Origin of the sequence: uncultured Sulfitobacter sp. (genome assembly GCF_964021855.1) — a bacterium.
Classification (GTDB): Bacteria; Pseudomonadota; Alphaproteobacteria; order Rhodobacterales; family Rhodobacteraceae; genus Sulfitobacter.
In genome coordinates, this window is record NZ_CAXHZD010000003.1 from 338,230 (window position 1) to 362,340 (window position 24,111).

General features: G+C 56.5%; 22 protein-coding genes. 4 read left to right on the forward strand and 18 right to left on the reverse strand.

The genetic code is table 11. From position 1 onward, the window contains the following. Nucleotides 1-32: 32 nt before the first annotated feature. Nucleotides 33-1,013 carry a TRAP transporter substrate-binding protein gene (locus AADJ11_RS12240; RefSeq protein WP_341234795.1) on the reverse strand — a complete coding sequence of 327 codons (981 nt, stop codon included), beginning with the start codon at nucleotides 1,011-1,013 and terminating at the stop codon, nucleotides 33-35. A gap of 28 nt (nucleotides 1,014-1,041) precedes the next feature. Continuing rightward, entirely contained in the window at nucleotides 1,042-2,451 is a 1,410-nt protein-coding gene (gene uxaC / locus AADJ11_RS12245; protein ID WP_341234796.1) for a glucuronate isomerase, read from the reverse strand. A gap of 161 nt (nucleotides 2,452-2,612) precedes the next feature. On the opposite strand from uxaC, the gene AADJ11_RS12250 reads away from it, so the two are divergent. After that, a complete protein-coding gene (locus AADJ11_RS12250) occupies nucleotides 2,613-3,338 on the forward strand; it encodes a GntR family transcriptional regulator (protein ID WP_341234797.1) in 726 nt (241 codons plus the stop codon). Beyond that, the gene (locus AADJ11_RS12255; RefSeq protein ID WP_341234798.1) at nucleotides 3,335-4,234 is read left to right on the forward strand and encodes a sugar kinase; all 900 of its coding nucleotides are present in this window, start codon (nucleotides 3,335-3,337) and stop codon (nucleotides 4,232-4,234) included. The genes AADJ11_RS12250 and AADJ11_RS12255 overlap by 4 nt, the downstream gene beginning before the upstream one ends. Nucleotides 4,235-4,261: 27 nt before the next feature. On the opposite strand, the gene AADJ11_RS12260 is transcribed toward AADJ11_RS12255, so the two are convergent. From AADJ11_RS12260 to AADJ11_RS12310, 11 genes are all read right to left on the reverse strand, one after another. Next, nucleotides 4,262-5,776 carry a malonyl-CoA synthase gene (locus tag AADJ11_RS12260; RefSeq protein WP_341234799.1) on the reverse strand — a complete coding sequence of 505 codons (1,515 nt, stop codon included), beginning with the start codon at nucleotides 5,774-5,776 and terminating at the stop codon, nucleotides 4,262-4,264. Between the two features lie 109 nt (nucleotides 5,777-5,885). After that, nucleotides 5,886-7,202, reverse strand: a complete 1,317-nt coding sequence (locus tag AADJ11_RS12265; RefSeq protein WP_341234800.1) for a TRAP transporter large permease — start codon at nucleotides 7,200-7,202, stop codon at nucleotides 5,886-5,888. Next, entirely contained in the window at nucleotides 7,202-7,750 is a 549-nt protein-coding gene (locus AADJ11_RS12270) for a TRAP transporter small permease (RefSeq protein ID WP_341234801.1), read from the reverse strand. The genes AADJ11_RS12265 and AADJ11_RS12270 overlap by 1 nt, the downstream gene beginning before the upstream one ends. Nucleotides 7,751-7,822: 72 nt before the next feature. Continuing rightward, a complete protein-coding gene (dctP, locus tag AADJ11_RS12275) occupies nucleotides 7,823-8,809 on the reverse strand; it encodes a TRAP transporter substrate-binding protein DctP (RefSeq protein WP_341234802.1) in 987 nt (328 codons plus the stop codon). A 342-nt stretch (nucleotides 8,810-9,151) separates the two neighbouring features. Continuing rightward, nucleotides 9,152-10,111 carry a D-glycerate dehydrogenase gene (locus AADJ11_RS12280; RefSeq protein ID WP_341234803.1) on the reverse strand — a complete coding sequence of 320 codons (960 nt, stop codon included), beginning with the start codon at nucleotides 10,109-10,111 and terminating at the stop codon, nucleotides 9,152-9,154. Between the two features lie 4 nt (nucleotides 10,112-10,115). Beyond that, nucleotides 10,116-10,277, reverse strand: coding sequence for a hypothetical protein (locus AADJ11_RS12285; protein ID WP_341234804.1), 162 nt, complete (start codon nucleotides 10,275-10,277; stop codon nucleotides 10,116-10,118). A 13-nt stretch (nucleotides 10,278-10,290) separates the two neighbouring features. Next, nucleotides 10,291-11,655 (reverse strand): amidase, encoded by a 1,365-nt coding sequence (locus AADJ11_RS12290; protein WP_341234805.1) that lies wholly within the window; start codon nucleotides 11,653-11,655, stop codon nucleotides 10,291-10,293. Continuing rightward, on the reverse strand, nucleotides 11,645-13,063 hold the full coding sequence (locus tag AADJ11_RS12295) for a TRAP transporter large permease subunit (RefSeq protein ID WP_341234806.1): 1,419 nt from the start codon (nucleotides 13,061-13,063) through the stop codon (nucleotides 11,645-11,647). Before AADJ11_RS12295 ends, AADJ11_RS12290 begins: the two co-directional genes overlap by 11 nt. Further along, on the reverse strand, nucleotides 13,060-13,644 hold the full coding sequence (locus AADJ11_RS12300) for a TRAP transporter small permease subunit (protein WP_341234807.1): 585 nt from the start codon (nucleotides 13,642-13,644) through the stop codon (nucleotides 13,060-13,062). The genes AADJ11_RS12295 and AADJ11_RS12300 overlap by 4 nt, the downstream gene beginning before the upstream one ends. A 75-nt stretch (nucleotides 13,645-13,719) precedes the next feature. Beyond that, on the reverse strand, nucleotides 13,720-14,850 hold the full coding sequence (locus AADJ11_RS12305; RefSeq protein WP_341234808.1) for a TRAP transporter substrate-binding protein: 1,131 nt from the start codon (nucleotides 14,848-14,850) through the stop codon (nucleotides 13,720-13,722). A 223-nt stretch (nucleotides 14,851-15,073) separates the two neighbouring features. After that, nucleotides 15,074-17,917, reverse strand: coding sequence for a Hint domain-containing protein (locus AADJ11_RS12310; protein ID WP_341234809.1), 2,844 nt, complete (start codon nucleotides 17,915-17,917; stop codon nucleotides 15,074-15,076). 153 nt (nucleotides 17,918-18,070) lie between these two features. On the opposite strand from AADJ11_RS12310, the gene AADJ11_RS12315 reads away from it, so the two are divergent. Then, on the forward strand, nucleotides 18,071-18,337 hold the full coding sequence (locus AADJ11_RS12315) for a hypothetical protein (protein ID WP_341234810.1): 267 nt from the start codon (nucleotides 18,071-18,073) through the stop codon (nucleotides 18,335-18,337). 853 nt (nucleotides 18,338-19,190) lie between these two features. Here the strand turns inward: AADJ11_RS12315 and AADJ11_RS12320 are convergent. From AADJ11_RS12320 to AADJ11_RS12335, 4 genes are read right to left on the reverse strand one after another with little or no spacing between them, the layout of a single operon-like run. Continuing rightward, the gene (locus AADJ11_RS12320; protein ID WP_341234811.1) at nucleotides 19,191-20,057 is read right to left on the reverse strand and encodes a metal ABC transporter permease; all 867 of its coding nucleotides are present in this window, start codon (nucleotides 20,055-20,057) and stop codon (nucleotides 19,191-19,193) included. Continuing rightward, nucleotides 20,054-20,929, reverse strand: coding sequence for a metal ABC transporter permease (locus AADJ11_RS12325; RefSeq protein ID WP_341234812.1), 876 nt, complete (start codon nucleotides 20,927-20,929; stop codon nucleotides 20,054-20,056). Before AADJ11_RS12325 ends, AADJ11_RS12320 begins: the two co-directional genes overlap by 4 nt. Beyond that, nucleotides 20,926-21,822: a manganese/iron ABC transporter ATP-binding protein gene (locus tag AADJ11_RS12330; protein ID WP_341234813.1), complete on the reverse strand. Its 897-nt coding sequence runs from the start codon at nucleotides 21,820-21,822 to the stop codon at nucleotides 20,926-20,928. The genes AADJ11_RS12325 and AADJ11_RS12330 overlap by 4 nt, the downstream gene beginning before the upstream one ends. A gap of 13 nt (nucleotides 21,823-21,835) precedes the next feature. Continuing rightward, the gene (locus AADJ11_RS12335) at nucleotides 21,836-22,687 is read right to left on the reverse strand and encodes a metal ABC transporter substrate-binding protein (protein WP_341235018.1); all 852 of its coding nucleotides are present in this window, start codon (nucleotides 22,685-22,687) and stop codon (nucleotides 21,836-21,838) included. Between the two features lie 179 nt (nucleotides 22,688-22,866). Here AADJ11_RS12335 and AADJ11_RS12340 point away from each other — a divergent pair, with 179 nt between their 5' ends. Beyond that, nucleotides 22,867-23,286: a Fur family transcriptional regulator gene (locus AADJ11_RS12340; RefSeq protein ID WP_341234814.1), complete on the forward strand. Its 420-nt coding sequence runs from the start codon at nucleotides 22,867-22,869 to the stop codon at nucleotides 23,284-23,286. Nucleotides 23,287-23,295: 9 nt separating this feature from the next. Here the strand turns inward: AADJ11_RS12340 and AADJ11_RS12345 are convergent, their stop codons facing one another. After that, on the reverse strand, nucleotides 23,296-23,979 hold the full coding sequence (locus tag AADJ11_RS12345) for a TetR/AcrR family transcriptional regulator (protein ID WP_341234815.1): 684 nt from the start codon (nucleotides 23,977-23,979) through the stop codon (nucleotides 23,296-23,298). Nucleotides 23,980-24,111: the final 132 nt, after the last annotated feature.

A 24,111-nucleotide genomic window follows, 5' to 3' on the forward strand; every position in this document is an offset into this window, starting at 1 on the left:
GCCGGAAAATGCGCGGCGGGCCATCCCGTTATTTAGTTGGTCGCTTGGATATCCATGACCATCTTCTTGAGAGTATCAGACGTGACATACTTCTCGTAAACCGGAACCATCGCCTCGATGAACGGGGTCTTGTCGATGTCTGTCACGATCTCAACGCCCGCTTCACGCACACGCGCTTCGGATTCTTTTTCGCGTGCCTGCCACAGATCGCGCATAACCGGCACGGAGTCTTTGGCAGCCTGACGGACCAAGGCCTGATCTTCGGCGCTTAGCTTGTCAAAGCTGGATTTCGACATCACCAGAACTTCGGGCACGATCAAGTGTTGGTCGAGCGTGTAATATTTCGCGACCTCGAAGTGACCCGAGCTGTCGTAGGATGGCCAGTTGTTTTCGGCACCATCGATAACGCCGGTCTGGATCGACGAATACACCTCGCCGTAGGGCATTGGCGTTGCGTTCGCGCCAAGGGCGGACACCATATCAACAAACATGTCCGACTGCATCACGCGGAACTTCATGCCGGCAAGGTCAGCCATGGAATTGATCGGCTTTTCAGAGTTGTAGAAGCTGCGCGAGCCGCCGTCGTAAAAGGCCAAACCCACCAGATCGTGGTCAGTGAAAGCATCCAGAATTTGCTGACCTACAGGGCCGTCCATGACCTTGTGCATGTGTTCAACCGAGCGGAAGATATAGGGCAGCGACGGGATTTGGGTTTCTTCAATGATGTTGTTGAATGGCCCAAGCGAAACGCGGTTCATATCGATCACGCCGAACTGTGTTTGTTCAATCGTGTCTTTTTCTTCACCCAGCTGCGCAGAATGGAACACTTCGATGCACAAGCGATCGCCCGAACGTTCCTTGAGCATGTCGCCCATTGCATTCACCGCTGCCACCGTAGGGTAGCCGTCGGGGTGCGTGTCAGATGACCGAAGCGTGACCTCGCACGCGGATGCCGCCGTGGAGAGCGCCACGGATGTCAGCAGCGCCGCACCTAAAGATTTCATGTAAGTCATTGGTTTTTCCTCCCAGAAAATGGCCCGTTCAGAGCCGGTAAGCCTGTTTTGCAAGCCGATATGCGAGGTCTTGAGCGACCTCGACTGCTTCGTCCTTGTCCAGCCGGCCCGTTGCGACCAGCGTGGCAAGAAACGAGCAATCCACCCGACGCGCCACATCGTGACGGGCGGGAATGGAACAGAATGCGCGGGTGTCGTCGTTAAAACCGACTGTGTTGTAAAAACCCGCTGTTTCGGTGGCCATTTCCCGAAACCGCATCATCCCTTCATAGCTGTCATGAAACCACCACGGCGGCCCCAGCTTGAGCGCGGGATAAACCCCCGCAAGCGGTGCCAATTCGCGGGCATAGCTGGTTTCATCCAGCGTAAATATAATAACCGTCAAATCAGGGTTTTCACCCACGGCGTTCAGCAAGGGGCGCAGCGCGGTCACGTAATCCGTGCGGGTCGGGATGTCATAGCCCTTGTCGCGGCCAAACCTGTCAAAGATCGACGCGGAATGATTGCGCGCGGCACCGGGGTGGATTTGCAGAACCAGCCCGTCATCCAGGCTCATCCGCGCCATTTCGGTCAGCATGTGACCGCGAAACCGGTCCGCCTCCTCTGCGCTGCATTTACCTTGCAACGCTTTGGCAAACAGCGCCGCCGCCTCGGCTTGTGGCAAGTCTTCGGTGCGGGCGGTGGGGTGGCCATGATCACTGGCCGTCGCACCGCCGACCGCTTTGAAATACGCGCGTCTGTTACGATGTGCAGCCAGATAGCCCACCCATGTTGATGTATCTTCGCCCGACAGCGCACCCATAGTGGCGACGTTATCGGCAAAGCCGTCAAATTCCGGGTCAATCACCGCGTCGGGGCGATAGGTCGTCGTCACCCTCCCCGACCACCCGCTGTCGCGGATCATCTTGTGCCAACGCAGATCGTCAATCGCGCTTTCAGTGGTCGAGATCGCCTCGATGTTAAAACGCTCGAACAAGGCACGCGGGCGAAAGGCGTCTTGGCTTAGGCAATCGGCGATCTGGTCATAGATTTCGTCAGCCGTATCTGCTGACAGCCGTTTGGTGACGCCAAAAACCGTTTGAAACGCGTGGTCCACCCAGATGCGCGACGGCGTAGCGCGAAACAAGTGATAGTTCTGTGCAAACAGCCGCCAGATTTTTCTGGGGTCAGCCTCGACCGGCCCACCGTCAGCACGCGGGACGCCCATCGCTTCGAGCGGGATTCCCTGCGAATGCAGCATCCGGAACACATAATGATCGGGCGTGACAAACAGGTTTGCCGGGTCTGGAAACGGCTGATTTTCAGCAAACCAGCGCGGGTCTGTGTGACCGTGCGGGCTGATGATCGGCAGGTCCTTAACGTCGCCATACAGCTCACGCGCCAAGGCGCGCACCGTAGGCTCCGTCGGAAAAAGCCGATCCTCATTCAATAGCTGCATGCCACCCTCCCAGATGGGGCTGGATGCACGTCTGCGCCACCCGACCCAACTAATAACCTAGTTAGTCAGATTTTATGTGTCAACTAGTATCCTAGTTGTCATGTTCATAAAAAACTGTCATACAATGAAAGAACAATAACCAAGTGCAGGAAGACGGATCGATGGTGACTTCAAAGCAGCAAAACGAAACCATGTTGCCCCTGCCCACGATTACACAAATCCCGCAACCTACTGTTGCTGATCAGGTTTTTGACGCCTTGCGGCGGCGCATCCTAAGTTTGGAATTACCGCCAAGCACCAAGATTTCCGAGGCAGAAGTGGCCCGCCAGATGGGCGTATCGCGCCAACCTGTCCGCGAGGCGTTCAAGCGATTGGCCAAGCTGGGCTTTCTGATGATCCGCCCGCAAAGCGGCACGACAGTAAGCCTTATTTCCGAAGACGCGGTACTGCGGGCACGGTTTATTCGCACAGCGCTTGAGGTGAAAACCTGCCGCACCGCATGCCGGACCCTAACCGATTCGGGTCGCGATACCCTCGCCGCCTTGATCGACGTCCAGAAAGAGGCGGTCAGCAAAGCGGATCGCACCGGTTTCCACGACGCTGACGAAGCATTCCACCGCGAGATTTGCATTATAGCGGGGGTCGAATACGTCTGGGATTTGCTGCAAGAAACAAAGGCCCATATGGACCGCATTCGCATGCTGTCGCTGGACAGTTCATTGCAAAAAATCGCCTTGCAAGAACATATCGATCTGTTCGATGCGATCATCTCCAATAACCCGGACGAGGCTGAACGCGTTCTTGATCTGCACCTGTCGCGTATCCTGATCCTGATTGCGGACCTGAAAGCCAAAGATCACAGCTATTTCACGGAAGCGAACGTATGACGCGGATTGTTTCAATCGGCGAGTGCATGATCGAGATGGCACCCAAAGACACCGATAGCAGCTATCAGCTGGGTTTTGGCGGGGATACATTTAACACCGCGTGGTATCTGCGTAAGCTTTTGCCGCACACCGACCAGATTGATTATTTCACCGCCGTCGGGCGTGATCCTGCATCGGATCAGATGGTCACCTTCATGGAAAATGTCGGGATCGGAACCACCCATATCGCGCGCCGCGACGGGTTGATTGTTGGGCTTTACATGATCCAGCTCAGCGAGGGTGAGCGCAGTTTTAACTATTGGCGCGGTCAAAGTGCGGCGCGCACCCTCGCCCAAGATGCACAGCCCATTCACCAAGTCTTAAGCGGCGCGGATGTTGCCTATTTCTCCGGTATCACCTTGGCGATATTGCCCCCTGAGGATCGTGAACGGCTGCTGGATGTGTTGAGAAATTTTCGCCGCAATGGTGGTTTGGTGGTGTTTGACCCCAATTTGCGGATGCGGCTTTGGCCGTCAGTCGCAGAGATGACCGCCAATGTGATGACCGCCGCCGCCGCCAGCGACATCGTGCTACCGTCGTTTGAGGACGAGGCCGAGTGGTTTGGCGACGACAACCCAGAAGCCACCGCGCAACGATATGCAAATGCGGGGGCCAGCACCGTGATCGTCAAGAATGGTCCGGGCGAAATCATTGCCCTGCAAGACGGGACGACGACAACGCACGCGCCTGTCATGGTCGATCAGATCGTGGACACTACCGCCGCGGGGGATTCGTTCAATGCAGCGTTTCTGGCCAATTGGACGCAAGGACGCGCCACAGATCAATCGATCGATGCCGCATCCGCGCTGGCTGCCCATGTTATTCAGTATCGCGGGGCGCTGGTTCCCCTACCCTAGCCCTTGATGGTCAGGCGGGGGCGTGCCTCAGCCCGTGAACAAATCCTTGAACTGATCCCGCAGCGCCTTTTTCTGAACCTTGCCCATGGTATTGCGGGGCAGTTCGGGCAAGACAATCATGCGTTGCGGATGTTTGAACCGCGCCAGCGACGCGGCGATATTTGCCTTGATCGCCTCAAGATCAGGTTGGCCCGTCGGCGCAGGCACCAAGATCGCCACGACCGTTTCGCCAAAATCAGGGTGCGGCACGCCGATCACGGCTGATTCCAGCACGTTTTCCTGATCGTCCAGCAACTGTTCGATCTCTTTGGGATAGATGTTATAGCCGCCCGAAATGATCAGATCTTTGTTACGCCCGACGATATGAACATAGCCGTCTTTGTCGATCTGACCCAAATCGCCCGTGATAAAAAACCCGTCTTCACGCAGTTCCTCGGCGGTCTTTTCGGGCATCTGCCAATAGCCTTTGAACACGTTGGGGCCGCGCACTTCGATCTCTCCGATCTCGCCTTGGGGCAGGGTTTCACCGGTTTTGCTGTCGGTGATCTTGAGCTCAACCCCCGGCAACGGAAAGCCGACAGTGCCCGCACGCCGTTCGCCTGAATAGGGGTTCGAGGTGTTCATATTCGTTTCGGTCATGCCATAGCGTTCAAGAATGCGCAGCCCGGTCAGCTTTTCGAACTGCACATGGGTTTCGGCCAACAGCGGCGCGCTGCCCGACACGAAAAGCCGCATATGGGCGACCAGTTCTTTGGTAAATCGCTTGTCGCCCAGAAGGCGCGTGTAAAACGTCGGCACGCCCATCAGGGCCGTGGATTTCGGCAGGTTTTCAATGATCTGATCAACGTTAAAGGCGGGCAGGAAAATCATCTGACCGCCCGCAAGCAAGGTGATGTTGGACGCCACAAACAGGCCGTGGGTGTGAAAGATCGGCAAGGCGTGCAGCAACACGTCGTCTTGGGTGAACTGCCATTCATTGACCAATGTTTCTGCATTGGACAGCAGGTTGCCCTGGGTCAGCATCGCGCCCTTTGACCGGCCCGTAGTGCCCGACGTGTACAAAAACGCCGCCAGATCATCCAATGTCCGATCCACGGTCGCAAAGCTGTCTGGCATATCCGCAGCGACATCGGCAAATGTGCCTGATCCGTCGGCGTTCAGGGTTGCCAATTCGGCACCGCATGCTTGCGCGACCGGCACCATGCCTGCGTGTTTGGCCTGATCGCACAGCACCAGACGCGCGCCGCTGTTTTCGACGAAATACGATACTTCATCCGCCGTATAGGCCGTGTTGAGCGGCAGAAAGATAACCCCCGCCTGCGCACAAGCGGCATAGACGGCCAGCGCTTGCGGGGATTTAGCGATTTGCACCGCCAGCCGGTCACCGGGCACCAATCCGAATTTGGTCAGCGCCCCAGCATATTGCGCGGCCATGCGCAGAAAATCCGCATAGGTGATCGTTTGCCCATCTGCCAAATGTAAAAACACCCGCGACGTGCCTGCGTGTTTTCCAAAAAGACGATCAAAAAGCGGATTAGCCATTCTTTAAGTTCCTATATTTCAAGTCTGCTGGCAGCGCTTAGCGCGCGGGCCAATGGGGATGCAACAGCGGCCACCAACAGGGGCACGATTGTCCTGAGGGAGGGACCGCTCATAGCGCGGCCCCCATCACGGCGTCAGGCAGCCACGTGGCCAGCCCCGGAAAGACGCACAGCAAAAAGATCGCCAGCACCATACAGCCAACGAACGGCAGCGACCCCATCAAAATCGTCTTTAGCGAAATATCAGGCGCGATGCCATTGATCACATAAAGGTTCAGCCCCACCGGCGGCGAGATCAACCCGATTTCCATGTTGATCGTCAACACCACCGCAAACCAGATCGGGTCAAAACCCGCCGTAGTGATGATCGGCAACAAGATCGGTGCGGCCATCAAGATCACGGCCACGGGGGGCAAAAAGAAACCGGCGATCAACAGAAATACGTTTACAAAACCCATCAACACCCATGGGTTCACATCCAAAGTACCGATCCAGTTGGCGATGGATTGCGTGATATAAAGGCTGGAGAGCATGTAGGAAAACACACCCGCTGCGGCGATGATAAACAGGATCATCACGCTTTCCTTGGTGCTGTCGCGCAGCACCACCCACAGGTCACGCGGGTTCCACAGTTTGTAGATCACCATCGCAATCACCAGACACAAAAGCGCGCCCACGGCGGCGGTCTCGGACGGGGTCGCGACGCCGCCATACATCGCATAAAGCACGCCGATGATGATAAACAAAAACGGCAGGACACGCGGCAATATTTCGAATTTTTCTTTCCAGCTGTAGCTGCCGGTGGCCAACAATTCGCGGTTGCCGGATTTCCATGTTGAGTAAAGCGACCACGCCATGAACAGCGCGACCAGCAACAAGCCCGGGATCACCCCCGCCAAGAACAAGCGCCCGATCGAGGTTTCGGTCGCGATGCCATAGACGATCATGGTGACCGATGGCGGGATCAGAATGCCCAAGGTGCCCCCTGCCGCGATTGACCCAGCCGCCACGCCATCGGGATAGCCACGTTTGCGCATCTCGGGGATACCCATCTTGCCAATTGCCGCGCAGGTTGCCGGGCTGGACCCGGACATGGCGGCGAACAACGCGCAGGCACCAAGGTTGGAAATCACCAACCCGCCGGGCACACGCGTTAGCCAGCGTTCCAGCGCCTCGTAAAGGTCTGCCCCTGCCCGCGTGGATGCAATCGACGAGCCCATGATGATGAACATCGGGATCGACAAAAGCGCAAAGTTATCCAGCTTGCCGAACAGGATTTCGGGCAGCAGCTCAAGCGAGCGCATCCCGTCAAAGACCATCAAAAACCCAGTCGAAACAATCAGCAGGCCAAGGGCCACCGACACACCGGAGAACAGGACAATAATCGTGCTAAAGGCGACAAACGCGCCAAGTGTAAGCGGATCCACTAGCGGTCCTCCAAGCCGAACGGCTTATCAATTTTCAAGACGACCGCGATGAGATCGGCAATCAGCTGCAACAAAAACAGCGCAAAGCCGATGGGCAACGCGGCATAGGGTATCCACAAACGCACGCCCCAAATCGTGTCGGATTTCCAGTTGCGTTCAAAGGCGAGGTGCCAGAATTCATAGCCGTACCACAGCATGATCGCGACCATAACAATGGACAGCGACAGCGTGAAAAGCGCCATGATATAGCGCGCCCGTGGCCCCAGCGAGATCGGGATCAGATCAACATTCACATGGCCACGCAGACGCTGCACATAGGGCAAGCCCACGAGCGTAGACCCGATGGCCAGATAGATCACCGCTTCGGTCTGCCACACGGTCGACCCGTTGAGCACAAAGCGGATGAAAATCATCTGGCAGGTGATGGCCACCGCCGCGACAATCATCGCCGCCGAACACCACCCTGCAACCGTTGAAAGTGCCGCCACGATACGCAGGAACGGATTGCCCCCTGTTTGCGCCGCAACGGCCGAGCTTTGGCCCGCCATAACAATATCCTTAGACTTTTTTGAAAATCATCTGCGCAAAGAGGGCCGCGTCAGCAGCCCTCCTTGATCGGATCAATCGACAGCAAGCGCCATATCAAGCAGCGTTTGACCGTCAGGCACATCTGCGACGAACGCTTTGTAGGATGTTTCCTGCGCCAATGCGCGCCATGCGTCAAAGTCTGCTGGCGTCATCTGCGCGATTTCCACGCCCGCATCGCGGAACACCTGCTCGGATGCTGCATCTTGCTTTTTCGCTTCTTCCAGATAGAACGCCTGCGCTTTGGCGGAAGCTTCCAGCAGTGCATTTTGCTGATCTGCCGTCAGGCCGTCGAACTTGGATTTGTTCATCAACAGCGGCTGATACATGAACCACAGCGCCACATCACCGGCGGGTGTATAGCAGGCCACCTGTTCATAAATCCGGTAGGATACGAAAGACGACGAGGATGTATTTGCAGCCGTCAGAACACCGGTTTGCATGGCGTTATAAATCTCGGACGATGCCATGGATGCGATCGACGCCCCTGCCCCTGCCAGCATTTGTTCAAACGCCTTACCAGCCGCACGGGTTTGCAGGCCTTTCACGTCTTCGGGCTTGGTGATGCATTTGTCTTTGCCGACAAAACCACCGGCCAGATAGCCATGGACCAAGACCATCACATCATCTTCGGCCATTTTCTCTTCGAGTGCGGCCATAAAGGGTGACGCGCTAAGCCGGGCGGCGTGATCGTGGTTTTTTACCATGCCGGGCATCAATGTCAGGTTAAATGCGGGCTGTTGGCCACCGGCATAGCTGAGCGGCAGAACTGTCATGTCCAGCTGGCCACGGCTTAGGGGGCGGTATTGCTCGCGCGGCTTAAACAGCGACTTGGACCCGAAAATCTGGATATCCAAATCGACATCTGCAGCGGCAACACCATCAGCGACAATCTGTGCGACCTGATGGCGTACATCAGTATTTGACCATTGATGCGACAGACGCAGGGTTTCAGCGTGGGCAGCAGAGCCAAGCGTAAAGCAGGCAAGCGTCGCCGCTGCCTTGAGTGCAGTCATTTTCATATATTCCTCCCAGAATGTGACCAAGGTCGAGCGCCCCGGTTCTACGCGACAAATCTTTCCACGCTTTGCATCCCAAGTCAAAAGGTCTTGTATACAAAAATTCAATCGCGGCATTACTCTCTACCCGTATTTAGATCACCGCCTTCGTAGTGCGGCATGGGTGGAGGGATCAGATTCACATCCTAACGGTTTGTTTTTAATGAATATCTATATGATATTACATAGGCTCAGGAAGGGCACTCGCCCGCGCAAATGCGCGTTGCGACCCTGCTGTGTAATACAAGAATAGCAGACCTGTATGACGGCCGGAAAACCCTCAAACAGGGTCCGATGTCGAGTATTTCAGAGCTTGTCCGGCGGTGTATCGCCCCGGAAAAACGCATCCAGATTATCCAACGCTTTGAAGCCCATCGCATTGCGCGTCGTGACTGTACCGCTCCCGACATGAGGCATCATCATGATGTTTTCATGCTGTGCAAATGCCGGATTTCCGCCCGGCTCAGTCACAAAGCAATCAAGCCCCGCCGCACCGACATGGCCGCTGTCGATAGCCTCCAGCAACGCGTTTTCATCCACCAGCGCGCCCCGTGCGGTATTCACCACCACGCAGCCCTTGGGCAGTTGCGCCAGCCGCTCAGCGTTCAGCAAGCCGGTCGTGTCAGGCGTAGCTGGGCAATGCAGGGACAGAAAGTCAGAGACCGCCAACAAATCATCAAGGTCTTCGTGGTAAATCGCGCCAGCCTCGTCCTCGGGCGAAAGGCGGCTGCGGTTATGGTAATGGATTTCCATGTCAAAGCCGCGCGCCTTGCGGGCAAAGGCGCGGCCGACGCCACCCATGCCGATAATCCCCAACCGCGCGCCGGTGACCTGCTTGCCCACCAGGAATGCGGGCGACCAAGAACTCCACGCGCCCGAGCGCACCGTTCGATCCCCCTCGACCGCGCGACGGGCAGCGCCCAGCATCAGCATCATCGCCAGCTCTGCCGTGGCATCCGACAGCACGCCGGGTGTGTTTGTGACGGTGATCTCTTTGGCCCGCAGTGCCGGCAAATCACAATGGTCGACGCCAACAGAATGGTTCGCCACGATCTTAAGACGTGGATCAAGCTGGGCCACAACATCGGCGCTAAAATGCTCGGAGTGACACGGGATCATGCCATCGACCTTGGCGCTCATCTCGATGATATTATCCGCGCTGCCCGGCGTATCAGCCGGGTCCCAGATCACCTCGTAATCGCGGCGGGCGCGTTCCAATGTGGCATCTGACAGGGTGCGCGTGATCCAGATAACCGGCTTGGACATTTGATTAATCCCGCTTGTTTTTGCTTGAGGTGGCGAAATCATAGGCCACGAACGCAAGGGTCACGAGGACAATGATCACCAGATCAGGACTAGGCACTTTGACCGCCAAGATCAGCAAAAATACAGCAAGCGTGGCAAAGGCGAAAAGGGCGAGTATGCGGTTCATGTCATGTCATTCCTTATGAGGGTGCGCCATCGGCCCAGTTAAACAGCCATTGCGCGCTGCGCATGAGGCGCGCGTCATTGCCACGTTCCCCGACAAGCTGGACGCCCATTGGAAGCCCCTCGACCGAGGTGAGAAGCGGCAGGCTGATGCAAGGTGTGCCGCAAAATGTCCATAACCCGTTAAAGATCGGATCGCCCGTGCTCTCAAGCCCGCGTGGTGCGGGGCCAGTTGCAGACGGGCAGATCAAAGCGTCGCAGCGGGTCAGCAATTCGTCCAGTGCTGCGTTCAGCACCTTGGGCATATCACAGGCCGACTGGTAATCTCGTGCCAGCACCGCGTTGCCTTCGCTGATCGCGTCCTGCGTCACCTGCCCCAACTGATCGCCCATATCGCGGGCATAGGGGTAATAGTGATAGGCCATTTCCGCAAAATTGATCAGCTTGCGCTGCTCGGCGGCGGATTGAAAAACCGAAGGCAGCGGCAATTCAAACGCCTGATCGCCAAGGGCTGCAATCAGCTCGTTAAACGCTTCTTTCATCTGCGGGTCTGCGTGTTCGTCCCATCCCGGCGGGCGCACGAAACCGAAGACTGGTGGCAGCGGTGGTTTTGATACCGCCGCCGCGTGCAGCGCGGGTGTGGGGGCCAATGTGGTTGCCGGATCGTCGATGTCATGGCCGAACAGAACCTCGGCCAAAAGTGCAGCCCCGGCTGGGTCGCTGGCGAAAACCCCGATGGTGTCCAAGGTCGGCGATTGGGTCAGCACCCCGCGTCGCGGGATCGCGCCGAATGTAGGTTTGTATCCGGTCACGCCGCAAAAGGATGCAGGCCGGATCACGGACCCGCCGGTTTGCGTGCCAATGGCCAAGGGCACCATGCCATCAGCGACGGCGGCGGCAGACCCTTGCGATGATCCGCCAGACGTATGCGCCAGATTATGCGGGTTGGCGGTTTTGCCCGGATGCATAAAGGCAAGTTCGGTCGTGACCGTCTTGCCCATGATGATCGCACCCTCTTTTTTCAGACGCTCAACGATAAAGGCGTCGCGCAGCGGCACCCGCCCCGCATCTCCCGCGCATCCGTTTTCGGTCGGAATACGCAGGGTATCGATGACGTCTTTCAACCCCACCGGCAGCCCGTGCAGACGGCCCAACGGCAGTCCGGCACGGCGTTGCGCATCCAGCGTTTTGGCTTGCGCGCGCACAAAGTCGGCATCGAACCACGCCCATGCGCCGACGTCCGCCTCGCGGGCCTCGATCCGTGCGATATAGCTTTCGACTAGCGCGCTGGCATCCAGCGCACCGGATGCCAATCGGTCCCGCAGCAACGTCACGCTGGGGGATGCGACCATGTGATCGGCGTGTGGGGCGTTATCGTCCATAGAACATTTCCGGTAGATAGAACACGATCGACGGGAAGACATACATCAGTACCATCGACAGGATCACGCAGAACAGGAACGGCATCACGCCCGCAAAGATTTGCGTCAGCCGTAGTTCCGGCGGCGCAATCCCCTTGAGGTAATAGGCCGACATGGCCATGGGCGGCGTCAGGAAACTGGTTTGCAGGTTGAGCGCCACCAATATCCCAAAGAACAGCGGGTCGATCTCGAATACTGCCAGAAGCGGCAGAAAGATCGGCACGAAGATGATGATGATCTCGGACCATTCCAGCGGCCAGCCCAGCAAGAAGATGATCAGCTGCGCAAGGATCAGGAACTGGATTGGCGTGAGGTCCATGCCTTGAACAAACTCGGAAATCACATGTTCGCCGCCAAGATAGGAGAACACCGCCGAGAAGGTGTAGGAGCCGACAAACAGCCAGCACACCATCGCCGTCGTGCGCACTGTCAGATAGACGCTCTCGCGCATCCGTTGCCACGTCATTGCCCGATAGATAAAGGCAAGGAAGATACCGCCCAAGGCCCCGATGGATGCCGCCTCGGTCGGGGTGGCAAGGCCAAACAGGATCGAGCCGAGAACAGCAAAGATCAGGAAAGCGAGCGGGACAAAGGATGTGATGATCATCCACACCAGCTTGCCCATTGGCATGTCTGGTACTTCGTCATCGGTGGGTTTGGGCGCCGAGGATGGCTGGATCAGCGACCGGCCAATGATATAGATCAGGTAGAGGCCAACAAGCGTCAGCCCCGGCAGCAGCGCCGCCGCATAGAGACGCACGATAGATACGTTGGTGGCCGCAGCATAGACGATCAACATGATCGACGGCGGGATTAGGATACCAAGCGTACCACCCGCGCAAATGATGCCCGCCGCAAAGGACGGATCATAGCGCGCTTTGAGCATCGCGGGCAGCGCCAGCAAGCCCATCAAGGTGACGACCGCGCCGACAATCCCCGTGGCTGTCGCAAACAAGGCGCAAGTGATCAGCGCCGCAACACCCATCGAACCCGGCACGTTCTTGGACGCGACATTCAAGGTGGTGAACAGACGATCCACAATGTTGGACCGTTCGACGATATAACCCATGAACAGGAACAAGGGCACGGCGGTCAGTACTTCGTTCGACATCACCGTAAAGGTCTGGTTCACGAATAAGTCGAATATTCGGTTATTATAAAACCCCTCGACCCAGGTTGACCATTGTTCCCACTGCCCCGCAGTTTCGTCTAATCGATCAAAGCTGCGCCACATGCGGCGCGCGTCGAAATAGGCGTAATAGCCAAAGCCGATGCCCATCGCCATCAGCGTGAATGCAATCGGAAAGCCAAGGAAAACAAAGATGATGAACAGGCCCAACATCATCAGGGCAATATGCGGATCGGTCATGTGATATGGTCTTTCTCGGCCTTGTTGGCCTCTTGCATAAGCAGGTCTTCGGTTTCGAACACGTCTTCGTCGGGTTCCACCCAATAGTTATCGCGAATGGCGATAATGCATCGACAAACCTGCGCAATCCCTTGAATAAACAGCAAAATACCTGCTGCAACAATCACCGCTTTGAACTGGTAAATCGGCACGCCTGCCGGGCTGTTCACCGACACCTCGCCGTATTGCCATGATCGGGCGGCGTATTTCCATCCGGCCAGAATAAGGGCTGTCACACCGGGAAAGAAGAACAGGATGTACAAGACAAGATCGATCTTGCCCTGGGTCCGCGGTTGCAAAAGCCGGTACAGGAAATCACCCCGCACGTGCCCGCCCCGCGACAGCGTATAAGCGCCGCCCATCATGAACAATGTACCATACATGATGAACGACACATCCAGCGCCCAAGCGGTGGGATTGTTCATCACATAGCGCACGAAAACTTCGTAGCCCGTTCCGATAGACATGAGCAGAATGAGCCAAGCAAATGATTTGCCGAACCAAGCCGAAAGATTATCGGCGAAGCGGATAATGGATAACATGGTGTTCCCTTAATTCGCGTAAGAACCCCGGCACAAAAAATGCCGAGGTTCGTTTTTTTACACTGACCTAAGCGATCAAAGTTTGATCTTGCCGGGGAAGTAATGCTCGTAAGCCAACCCGTAGTCAGGCGAGTTCATCAGCTCGTAATACGACACACGGCTGACCCAGTCGCGCTGGCTGTCGAGGCATTTTTTCATGAACGGGTCTGTTTCCAATTCTGGAATCAGCTCGTCCCATGCCTTGAGCTGCGCATCCAAGATTTCCTTGGAGGTGCGGCGCACGTTCACGCCTGCATCATTCTGCAAGAACTGCAGATCCGCAGAGTAACGGTTCATCGCTTTGGCTGTGTTCGCCGTCGATACCGCTTCGACACCGTATTTCAAGATGGCCTGAAGATCGGGGTCCAGGTCTTCCAAGAAGGTCTTGGAGAACAGGAACTCAAAGCTTTCGGACGCTTGGTGATACGAGGACAGATAGTAGTTTTTGGCCACGTCTTGTGCGCCAAAATCCTTATCCGACGATGGGTTGTTGAACTCGAACGCATCGATCACGCCGCGTTCCATCGCGGGCACGATCTCGCCGCCGGGTAGCTGCGCCACCGACATGCCAAGCTTGGCCATCAGATCAGCCGCAAGGCCAACGGTGCGATACTTAAACCCTTGCAGGTCGGCAACGGTGTTCACTTCTTCTTTGAACCAGCCAAAAGGCTGCGCGAACATCGGGAAGCCCATGTAGCCCACGACATCCAGACCCATAACGTCTTGGGTCAGCTCGTTATACAGCGCCTGACCGCCACCTTCATAGAACCACGACAGCATGGTTGTTGCAGAGCCACCGAAAACCGGGCCCGTACCGAACAGCGATGCGGCCTTGTTCTTACCGTACCAGTAAACCGGCACAGAGTGTGCAGCATCAATCAGACCGTCATTCACCGCGTCCAGCACTTGGAATGCGGCAACAACTGCCCCCGCTGGTAGAACGTCGACCTTAAGGCGTCCCCCCGACATTTCTTCGACCCGCGTCGCATAGTCGCGCGCAAAGTCTTGCCAGATGTTGGCGTCATTCCACGACGTCTGCATCTTGATAACAAGTGGCGCTTGCGCAAGAACCGCAGGTGCGGCCAGCATGCTGCCAGCAGCGGCCCCGCCTGCGACGGCGGATTTCGTCAAAAATGAACGTCTGTTAATGTTTGTTTTTTCCGTCATATTTTCTCCTCCCAGAGTGACCGCGCGAAAACAGCCGCAACGTGCGACGTTAGCGACGATCTAAACAAAATGTTAATGTTTTCGTGCGGACACGCAAGAATATTCCTGCGAAAAGGCATTCAAATGCGCATTTGTACTGCAAAACGGGGCGCAGATATTTATCTGCACCCCGCTCAATATCCGCTCAACCCCTGCTGATAGCCACGGGGCAGCAAGCCAGTGATTAGTGAAACAGCAGCTTGGCTTCGTATTTCTTGACCGTTGGGCGGGCAGTCCGGTAGTTTCTGATGCCCATCTCGGTTTCAAGCTCGGGGAAGAGCGCCAGAATTTCATCCCGCTGGGCCGACCCCAGACCGTCGATTGTATAATCGCCGGGGTAGAAGCTTTCGGTCCATGTGCCGTCAGACAGCACAACCTCGTGGCGCTCGAACATAAAGTGGATATAGCTTGTGTCGGCCACATCCACATGGTTGATCCCGTCTTTTCCGACCAGATGTTTGGCCGCGGCCAGAACTTCGGGTTCGTCAAAATACATCGACACACCTTTGTCCGCGATCAGCATCCGGTGGTTTGGCGACACCATGATGTCACGCTCTGGCATATCTTCACCAAGCGACCCGGCCTTGATCAGAACCGGTTTCAATTCAGGCCGGTCGATAAAGTCATTTTGCGTCAGCGGCTTTTGACCGACCCAAGCGATTTCCTGCAGCCCGTTGTCGCGGGTGATGATCATATCGCCCTGCCGCAGGTCTTCGACCCGGCGCTGGCCTTTTGCCGTCGCAATCAGGGTGCCGGGCGTAAAGCACGGCACAATGCTTTCGATGTTGGTGAAATCAAGACGACCGGTTTCTTTACCCGCCGCATCGGTAAACACGATTGTCCCGTCCTGGCCGTCGTTACGGCTGCCATCGTCCACGGTATCGCCCGCGTCAGTATCGGGGCGCATGTTTTCAAAGCGATAGCCGCCACCGTTCAGCGACCCCGTCAGATCGATCACGTCATAGTCGGTTGCCAGCGGGCCGGACCCACCGTCGATGGTATCGCCACCGTTTACGTCAAGGAACAGGTCCTCACCGTCACCGCCAAGCATGCTGTCGTTGCCGGCCTCGCCGCGGATCGTATCATTGCCCGCACCACCGTCGATAAAGTCATCACCCGCACCGCCCGAGATGGAATCGTTACCGGGGCCAGCTGTGCTGGCCGCAACGACAGCCGTGCGCAGGGTTGCAGGACCAACGGCGGCAGGTGTCACAGCACCCGGCGTATCGCCATAGATCGTGTCATTGCCTGAACCACCGACGATCGTATCGTCGCCGTTGTTACCCTCGATATAGTCATCATCGGCACCACCATCGATGGAGTCGTTGCCACCTTCGCCGTAGATGGTGTCGTTGCCCGCGTCGCCGGTGATGACGTCGTTGCCACCTTCCTCGCCGGGGCTAAGCTCACCCACCCATGTGTCATAATACATTTCGGTCACATTAACGCCCGAATTGTTACTGCCGTTCTGGGTGTGCGTCATAACGATCCGGGTTACCGGACCGGGGATGTGAACGTTCAGATTGTACTTGGCTGAATTGACATGTTCATTACCACCCCGGCTATCAGCCGTTTCCTTGCCGGGTGCCGCATCGTTGTCATACAAGGTGATGCCCGAACCGCTGCTTAGGTTCACGGGGATTAAATTCCCGTTCACGTCATAAGCTTCGATCTTGACGATGCCATCGTTATCAAGATCGTTCACATTGAACGATACATTCGCTACCGCATCCGAGAATTCCCACTGGAATTGGCCCGTATTGCCCTTGCCATGTGTGACGGATTCAAGCGAGCTGTTGTTGTCGACGGGATCCCCGTTCGAGACAACACCATCCGTGTTCAGCGTGGCCGTCGATGCTTCGGCCGCGTGGCCGCCCGTGTCTTTAACCTGCTTAAATGTGACCGTGACGTTGCCCGTATCTTGGCTAAAGCCGTCGTTGATCTGGCGCGTGCTGACGCCTTCCCACTCAAAGTTCTCGCGCACGACTGCCGGTGCACTGCCGCTGTCGCCATAGATAAGATCGTCACCGTCACCGCCGTGGATGGTGTCATCCCCCATCGAGGTGTCGTCGATGACGAACGACGCAGGATTGTCGAAAAAGACGTCTGTCACGTTAATACCGGAGTCACCGTCAGTGGACCCGGTGTGAACAAATTCAATCCGCGCGACCGGGCCGTCGATCGACACGTTTACGGAATACTTTGCCCCGTTCGCCTCTTCATCGCCGCCCTTACTTTTGGCCGTATAAACGTTACCGGAACTGCTCAGCTCGACACCTGATCCGCCTGTCAGGTCCACATCAAGCTTATTTCCCGCAGCGTCATAGGCGATGATTTTTACCGCGCCCTTATTGTCGATATCGTTGATATTAAAAGAAACGTTGCCGACTTCGTTGTCGAAATCGAGCGAGAAAATGCTTGAGCCGTGTTTGTTGGCCAATGAGTCAAAGGCGCTGTTTTTGTTGACCGTGCTGCCGTCGCCGACAACGCCATTAATATTCTGTTCGTCGTAGGTGAATTTCTCGTCTCTACCGCTTGGCGAAGCCGAGGTGACCTTGAACGTTACATTGACCGTGCCGGTGTTTTGTTGAAAGCCGCCAGTAAGGTCGTCGTCCTCGTCGATGGCGGTGCCATCGCGGCTGGGGTCCGGTGCCTTGGACCATTCAAAGCTTTCGCGACCGGCTGTTCCTGTCGCATCAGTCCCGGCATCCCCAAGCAGGATGTCGTTCCCGCCTTGCCCATCGATACTGTCGTCACCCGACCCGCCCAGCACCGTATCATTTCCGTCGCCCGCCAGAATGGTGTCATCCCCGCCGCGGCCCAAGATGACATCGTCGTTCGACCCTAGGGTTCCGAATACAGCATCATTTGCATCGACGCGGTCGCCGTTCGGGTCGCCGGTATAGGCGGTGTTAATCAGATCATCATTGCCGGTCCCGTCGACAATGCCGTCTTTGGTCGTCGATGAGGTCGATCCACCCTTGGACCCTGAATACATACTTAAAAGTTTTCCAAGAAAAAATGTCATGTCTGTCGTCTCCAAAATACTGGTGAGGCATGTGCGATGCGCCTCAAATCTCTATTGCCCGGTTTCGAGCGAGCGACCCTTGGTCAGTTCGCCCCGTGCCCTGGGCCGTGTTCAATCTCACCGCGCGATCTGGGAAATTCCCCAAGACCCGCGGTGAACGAGCTTACAAAAACAATTTTTACCAATCTGAATAAAAGGCGTGCCGGAAATGAGCCGCGCAACGCCTTTATGGAGACAATTTGTGGTGTAGATTTGATGCGATTGTGGCGGGTTAAAGGTAAAAAACCGTCCACCCCGCGCACAAAGCAGCGGTTGGTCTCGGTTGAAGCAATGGCAGCCTTCAACTTCCCGACCTTCTCAGACCTGTTCATCGTTATTCTCCCTTATCCGCCGGACAGGCGGACCGCACGCATGCGGTAAACACAATGGACCCAAGAGCCACTCCGGCGGTCTTATGACGACGCGCAGTGAACCTTGACCCGCATGAAGGGATGACAGCCGCAAGCGACCTAACCCGGTCCCGAAAGACCCAGCATTATATTCGACGACTTGGCAGCGCGACGAACACATCTATCCCGTACATTATGGTACGCGTTCAATGCGGTCGCCCCCGTGACCTACAGAGTGTGCCCCCCAGTTGGGCATCTAATCGATAGCCGCGCATCGGCATTCGGGGAAGGGAAAATTACCATACCAGTGGCAGGCGACGCCCTGTTTGCGCCGCTTTTCGGAGGGAGTTTTCGGCGGACGACCCAACCCTTGGGTGTCCATTGTTTCAACGTACCTCAGACCGCACTTGCGCTAAGTTCAGTAAACGTTGAGGAAAATCGAAACCGGATTTTAATAGAGGTTAATTTGACCGAACGACTGTGTCCAAATTTGCAACAATTGACCCTGCGTCATTTAAGGGCAAATTTCTGCCATTTTTTTTTCGAGAAAATTCAGTTTTGGGAACCAATTGAGAAAAAATTAACCATTTGTTTACCAAATTGGAACGAAACGCCTCATTCTAGACGAATCATTTGGCCAAGTGATTCGGGCCATCTCGATTCAGTGAGCGTTTAGAGGTACATGCAAGAATACGTCGAAAACTTGCACAAAGGCGAGGCTTTTCTGCCCTTAACAGGCCCCCGCCAAACAACTTAAGGTAATGTGGCGAGAATTTGCGCACGCGGCGCATCAGCGGCCGGATTTGGCCGATCATCCAGCCCCTGAAACGCCCCTAAATGGGGACAATCAGGCATCGTGATGAGCGGCAGATTGGGTGCCGTTATTACCGCGCATCCAGTCCGGTTGCGGCCGCATCTGTGGCGCTCCGCGATGCCTTGTGGGTGCGATAAAGGCGGTTCACGAAGGCGACGACGAACACAGCCGTCAGGATCAAGACGATCGTCGGGGCCGGCGCGCTGTCGATGAAGAAGCTCAGGTAGGTGCCCGCGAACATCGACGCCGTACACACTGCGACCGACATGATCAACATCGGGCCAAAGCTGCGCACCAACAGAAACGCGATGGCCCCCGGTGTGACCAGCAAGGCGACCGCAAGGATCAGCCCTGTTGCGGTCAACGTCGCCACGATGGTCAGCGACAACACAGCCAGCAAGCCATAGTGCAACAGATCGGTGCGCAATCCGCTTGCCTGCGCTTGGGCCGGATCAAAGGCGTGCAGCAGCAGGTCCTTCCATTTCAGCACCATAAACGCCGTCACAAAGACCGAGATAACGCCAGCCGTCCATAAGTCCTGCGGGCCGACCCCCAGCATGTTGCCGAACAGGATGTGATCCAGATGTTGGTTGGTCGAAATCGACGTGTACATAATGATGCCGATCCCAAACATCCCTGAAAACACGACCCCCATCACCGTGTCCTGTTTGATCCGGCTGTTGTGGCTTAGGTATCCGGTCAGCAAGGCGCAGGACATGCCCGCAGCAAAGGCCCCGATGATCAGCGGTATGCCCGTGATCCACGCAAGCACCACCCCCGGCAGCACCGCATGGCTGACGGCATCCCCCATGAGCGCCCAGCCCTTGAGCACCAGAAAACACGACAGCAACGCCGTGGGCGGAGCCACCAGCAGAATGATCCAAAAGGCGTTTTGCATGAATGGAAACTGAAAGGGGAACAGCAATGTGTCGATCATGATGGCACCTCGTCTCGCAAGGATTGCAAGGCCTGCGCAGCCTTGCGCCTTGCGGCCAGCACGCCGTGCTTGGGGGCGAAGACAAAGGCCGCTAAGAAAATGGCGGTTTGTAGCGTGACAATCACGCCGCCCGTCGCACCGTCCAGGAAATAGCTGGCATAGGCCCCAAAGAACCCCGTCAGCGTACCAATGATAACAGACACGATAATCAGGCGCGGAAACCGGTCGCACAGCAAATAGGCCGTCGCCCCGGGCGTCACGACCATCGCGATCACCAGAAACGCGCCCACGGTCATCATCGCCGCCACAACCGCAGCTGACAGCAGCATAAAGAACACCGCCTTCAAAAGGTCCGGCTTTAACCCGATAGAACGCGCGTGGTTTTCATCGAAAAACGTGACCATCAGGTCTTTCCATTTCAGCAGCAGGACGGTCAGGCAAACCACCCCGATGATCGCCAGTTGAATGATGTCAGACGGCGCGATGGCCAGAATGTTGCCCATGATGATGGTCTGGATGCTAACTGACATGGGCGACAGCGACACCATGAACAGCCCCAACCCAAAGAACGACGTAAAGATGATCCCGATGATGACATCGATCTTGAGGCCCGACCGCCCCGACAAAAACAGCATCGCCCCCGCTGCCAGCCCGCCCGCCAAAAACGCGCCAAGCGCGAAGGGCAGGCCCAGCATATAGGCCCCCGCCACACCGGGCACGACCGAATGGCTAAGCGCGTCGCCGATCAGCGACCAGCCTTTCAGCATCAGATAGCAAGAGAGAAACGCACAGACCCCGCCGACCATGGCCGACACCCACATGGCGTTGAACATATAGCCGTATCCGAACGGCTCTAGCAGCAGGTCGATCATTTGTCGTCCTCGCCTTTGGCCAGCGCCTCTCCGTAGTGGACAAAGGGGCGTTCATCGTCGGTGATGATCCGCAGTTCGCGGCCATCATCGTCGTCATGCAGGTCACTACCGCCAAGGGTAAAGTGGCGCAGCACGCCGCCAAATGCCATTTCGAGGTTGTCATGGGTAAAGACGGTTTCCGTCGGCCCGTAAGCCAGCACGGTGCCCTTGACCAACACCGTCCGGTCGCAGAATTCCGGCACGGACCCCAAGTTATGGGTCGAGACCAACATCACCCTGCCCTCGTCGCGCAATTCGCGCAACAGGGCGACAATCTGATCCTCGGTTTTAACGTCAACGCCGGTAAAAGGTTCGTCCAGCAGGATCACGCGACCATCTTGGGCCAAGGCGCGGGCCAGAAACACCCGCTTGCGCTGGCCGCCGGACAGCTCGCCAATCTGACGGTCCCGGAATTCGGTCATGTTCACGCGGCGCAATGCCTCGTCCACTGCGGCGTGATCTGCGGCTTTGGGACGGCGCAGGAAACCCATGTGGCCATAACGCCCCATCATCACCACGTCCTGCACCAACACCGGAAAGGCCCAATCGACCTCTTCCGCCTGCGGCACATAGGCGACAAGGTTTTCGCGCAGCGCCTCGCGCACCGATTTGCCGAGCAGTTTAATCTCGCCCGCAGCGGCGGGAACAAAACCCATGATGGCCTTGAACAAGGTGGATTTCCCCGCCCCGTTCACCCCGACCAGCGCTGTGATCGTGCCGCGTGGAATTTCGAAATTCGCATCGTACAGTGCCGTGTGACCGTTGCGATAGGTCACCGTCACATTATGGGCAGATATTCCGCTGTCCTGAGGCGCGAAATGTTCTGCATCATGTTGGATTACAGCGCTTTTCATATCTTTGTTCCGCTCACTTTAAGTTCTCAGCCAGCCCATCCGCGATGGTCTGGGAAGTGACACGCAGCAGGTCCAGATAGCTGGGGACCGGCCCTTCGGCCGTGCTGAGACTATCAACATACAGGACGCCCCCAAAGGCCGCACCGGTTTCCCGCGCGATCTGTTTGGCGGGTGACGTGTTAACCGTGCTTTCGCAGAAAACCACGGGAATATCATTGGCGCGGACCGCATCGATCACCTTGCGGACCTGTTGCGGTGTGCCGGTTTGGTCCGCATTCATCGGCCATAGATACAGCTCTTTCATACCGAAATCACGGGCGAGATAGCTAAACGCCCCTTCGCAGGTGACCAACCAACGCTGCGCTTCGGGAATTTCAGCTACGCGGTCACGCAGTGGCGCAATCGTATCGCGAATTTCGTCCTTATAGCGTGCCGCATTGTCCAGATAGATCTGCGCGTTTTCTGGGTCATGTTCGGCAAAGGCAGCCGCGATGTTGTCGACATAGATCAGCGCGTTGTCCAGACCCATCCAGGCATGCGGGTTCGGCTTGCCCTCGTAATCGCCGGTCGAGATCGAGATGGGATCGATCCCGTCGGTCAAGGTCACAGACGGGGTATCGCCAAGGTTGGACAGAAATTGCTCGAACCACAGCTCTAGGTTCAGGCCGTTCCACAAGATCAGATCGGCATCGACTGCGCCGACAATATCACGTGGCGTGGGTTCATAGCCGTGAATTTCCGCCCCCGGCTTGGTGATCGATACGACCTCGGCCGCGTCCCCCGCCACCTGCCGTGCCATATCGGCCAGCACAGTGAACGTCGTCACCACCTTGAAATCAGCCGCTAGGACCGGCCCAGACGCCATCAAAACCGCTGCAGTTACCGTCGCGAACAAAGATTTTCTCACCGAAGTCTCCATACCTTACTTGGTCTGCTACTTGTAAATGCGAATTATTCGCAAATGTCAAACATGCGAATGAGAATAGATCGCAAAATCTTGCAGGCAAGAAAAAACTTGCTTAAAGTCACGGCAACACAAGGATGGTGACCACATTGAAAAATGATCCCGACTACAGGAAAATGCTGCGCGACGCGGGGCTGCGTGTCACGCCGCAGCGCGCGTCGATTATAACGATCCTGTCGGAAACCGATGATCACCCCAACGTCGAAGACCTGTATGAAAAAACCCGCGCGCTGGACGACACCGTATCGGTCGCAACCGTGTATCGCACCATGTCAGTGTTGGAAAACGCAGGTCTGGTGCGCAAGCTGGTGATGGATGACGCCCCTGCCCGCTATGAGATGATGCCCCATATCGACCACGATCATCTTGTTGATCTGGACAGCGGCGATCTGATCGAAATCCCCGGCACCGAAATCGCCGAGCTGATGAGCCGCGTGGCCGCAGAGATGGGGTATCAAATCGTAAGCCACCATACGGTAATCCGCGCCCGCAAAACCTGATCTGGCTTACTAGGCGTTTTCCGCCTCAAGCGAGCGCACCATCGCAGCGGCCCCCGCGGACACGGCACGCAGAATTTCGTCGCTGGGAATGTCGCGGTTCAGCCAATCACGCATCGGGCCAAAGGCCGACAGAAACACCATTAGGTTCGACATAATATCAAGACGGCGATCCTCGGACGCTATACCTAACCGCAGGCTAAGCTGGTCGGCCAAATCTTTCATCGCGGCGTATTCGCGGGCGTGCAGCGCCTCGCGGTCCTCGGGCAGCATATGGGGAACGCAGCGATAGGCCAGCAACGTGCCTTTGCGTTTGTATGCCCATGTCTCGCGAAAATACTGCTCAATCGCGTCTTCCAGCGATAGCGATTGATCTTGCAGGATCACCGACAGGGTTGGCACGTCTTCGCGAAACCAAAGCTGGTTCAGCAGGCGGCGCAGGATGTCATTCTTATTGGCGATATAGTCATAGATGCTGGCCTGATTGACACCCGAGCGTGCGCAGATATCGCGCACCGTCGTGGCCGCAAAACCCTTTTCCAAAAACAGCTCAAGCGCCGCCTCGCAAATTTGTTCACGGCGGCTTTGGATCAGCTCTTGGTTCTGGACGCTTGTGATATCCGCCTCGGCCAGAAGCTGCGTCCGCAATTTATGAAGACGTTCCGGGTACACGGACGTGGGCATGGCTTCGGACATTCAGGCTTCCTCCTGTCAAAGAAACTACGCAATTTTAGCATGTGAAACAACAAATAAGCTGCATGCGTAAATCAAACAAAACCCGCCCTTGCGCATGGCAAAGGCGGGTCTTGGGATGTCGGTTGTGAAAGG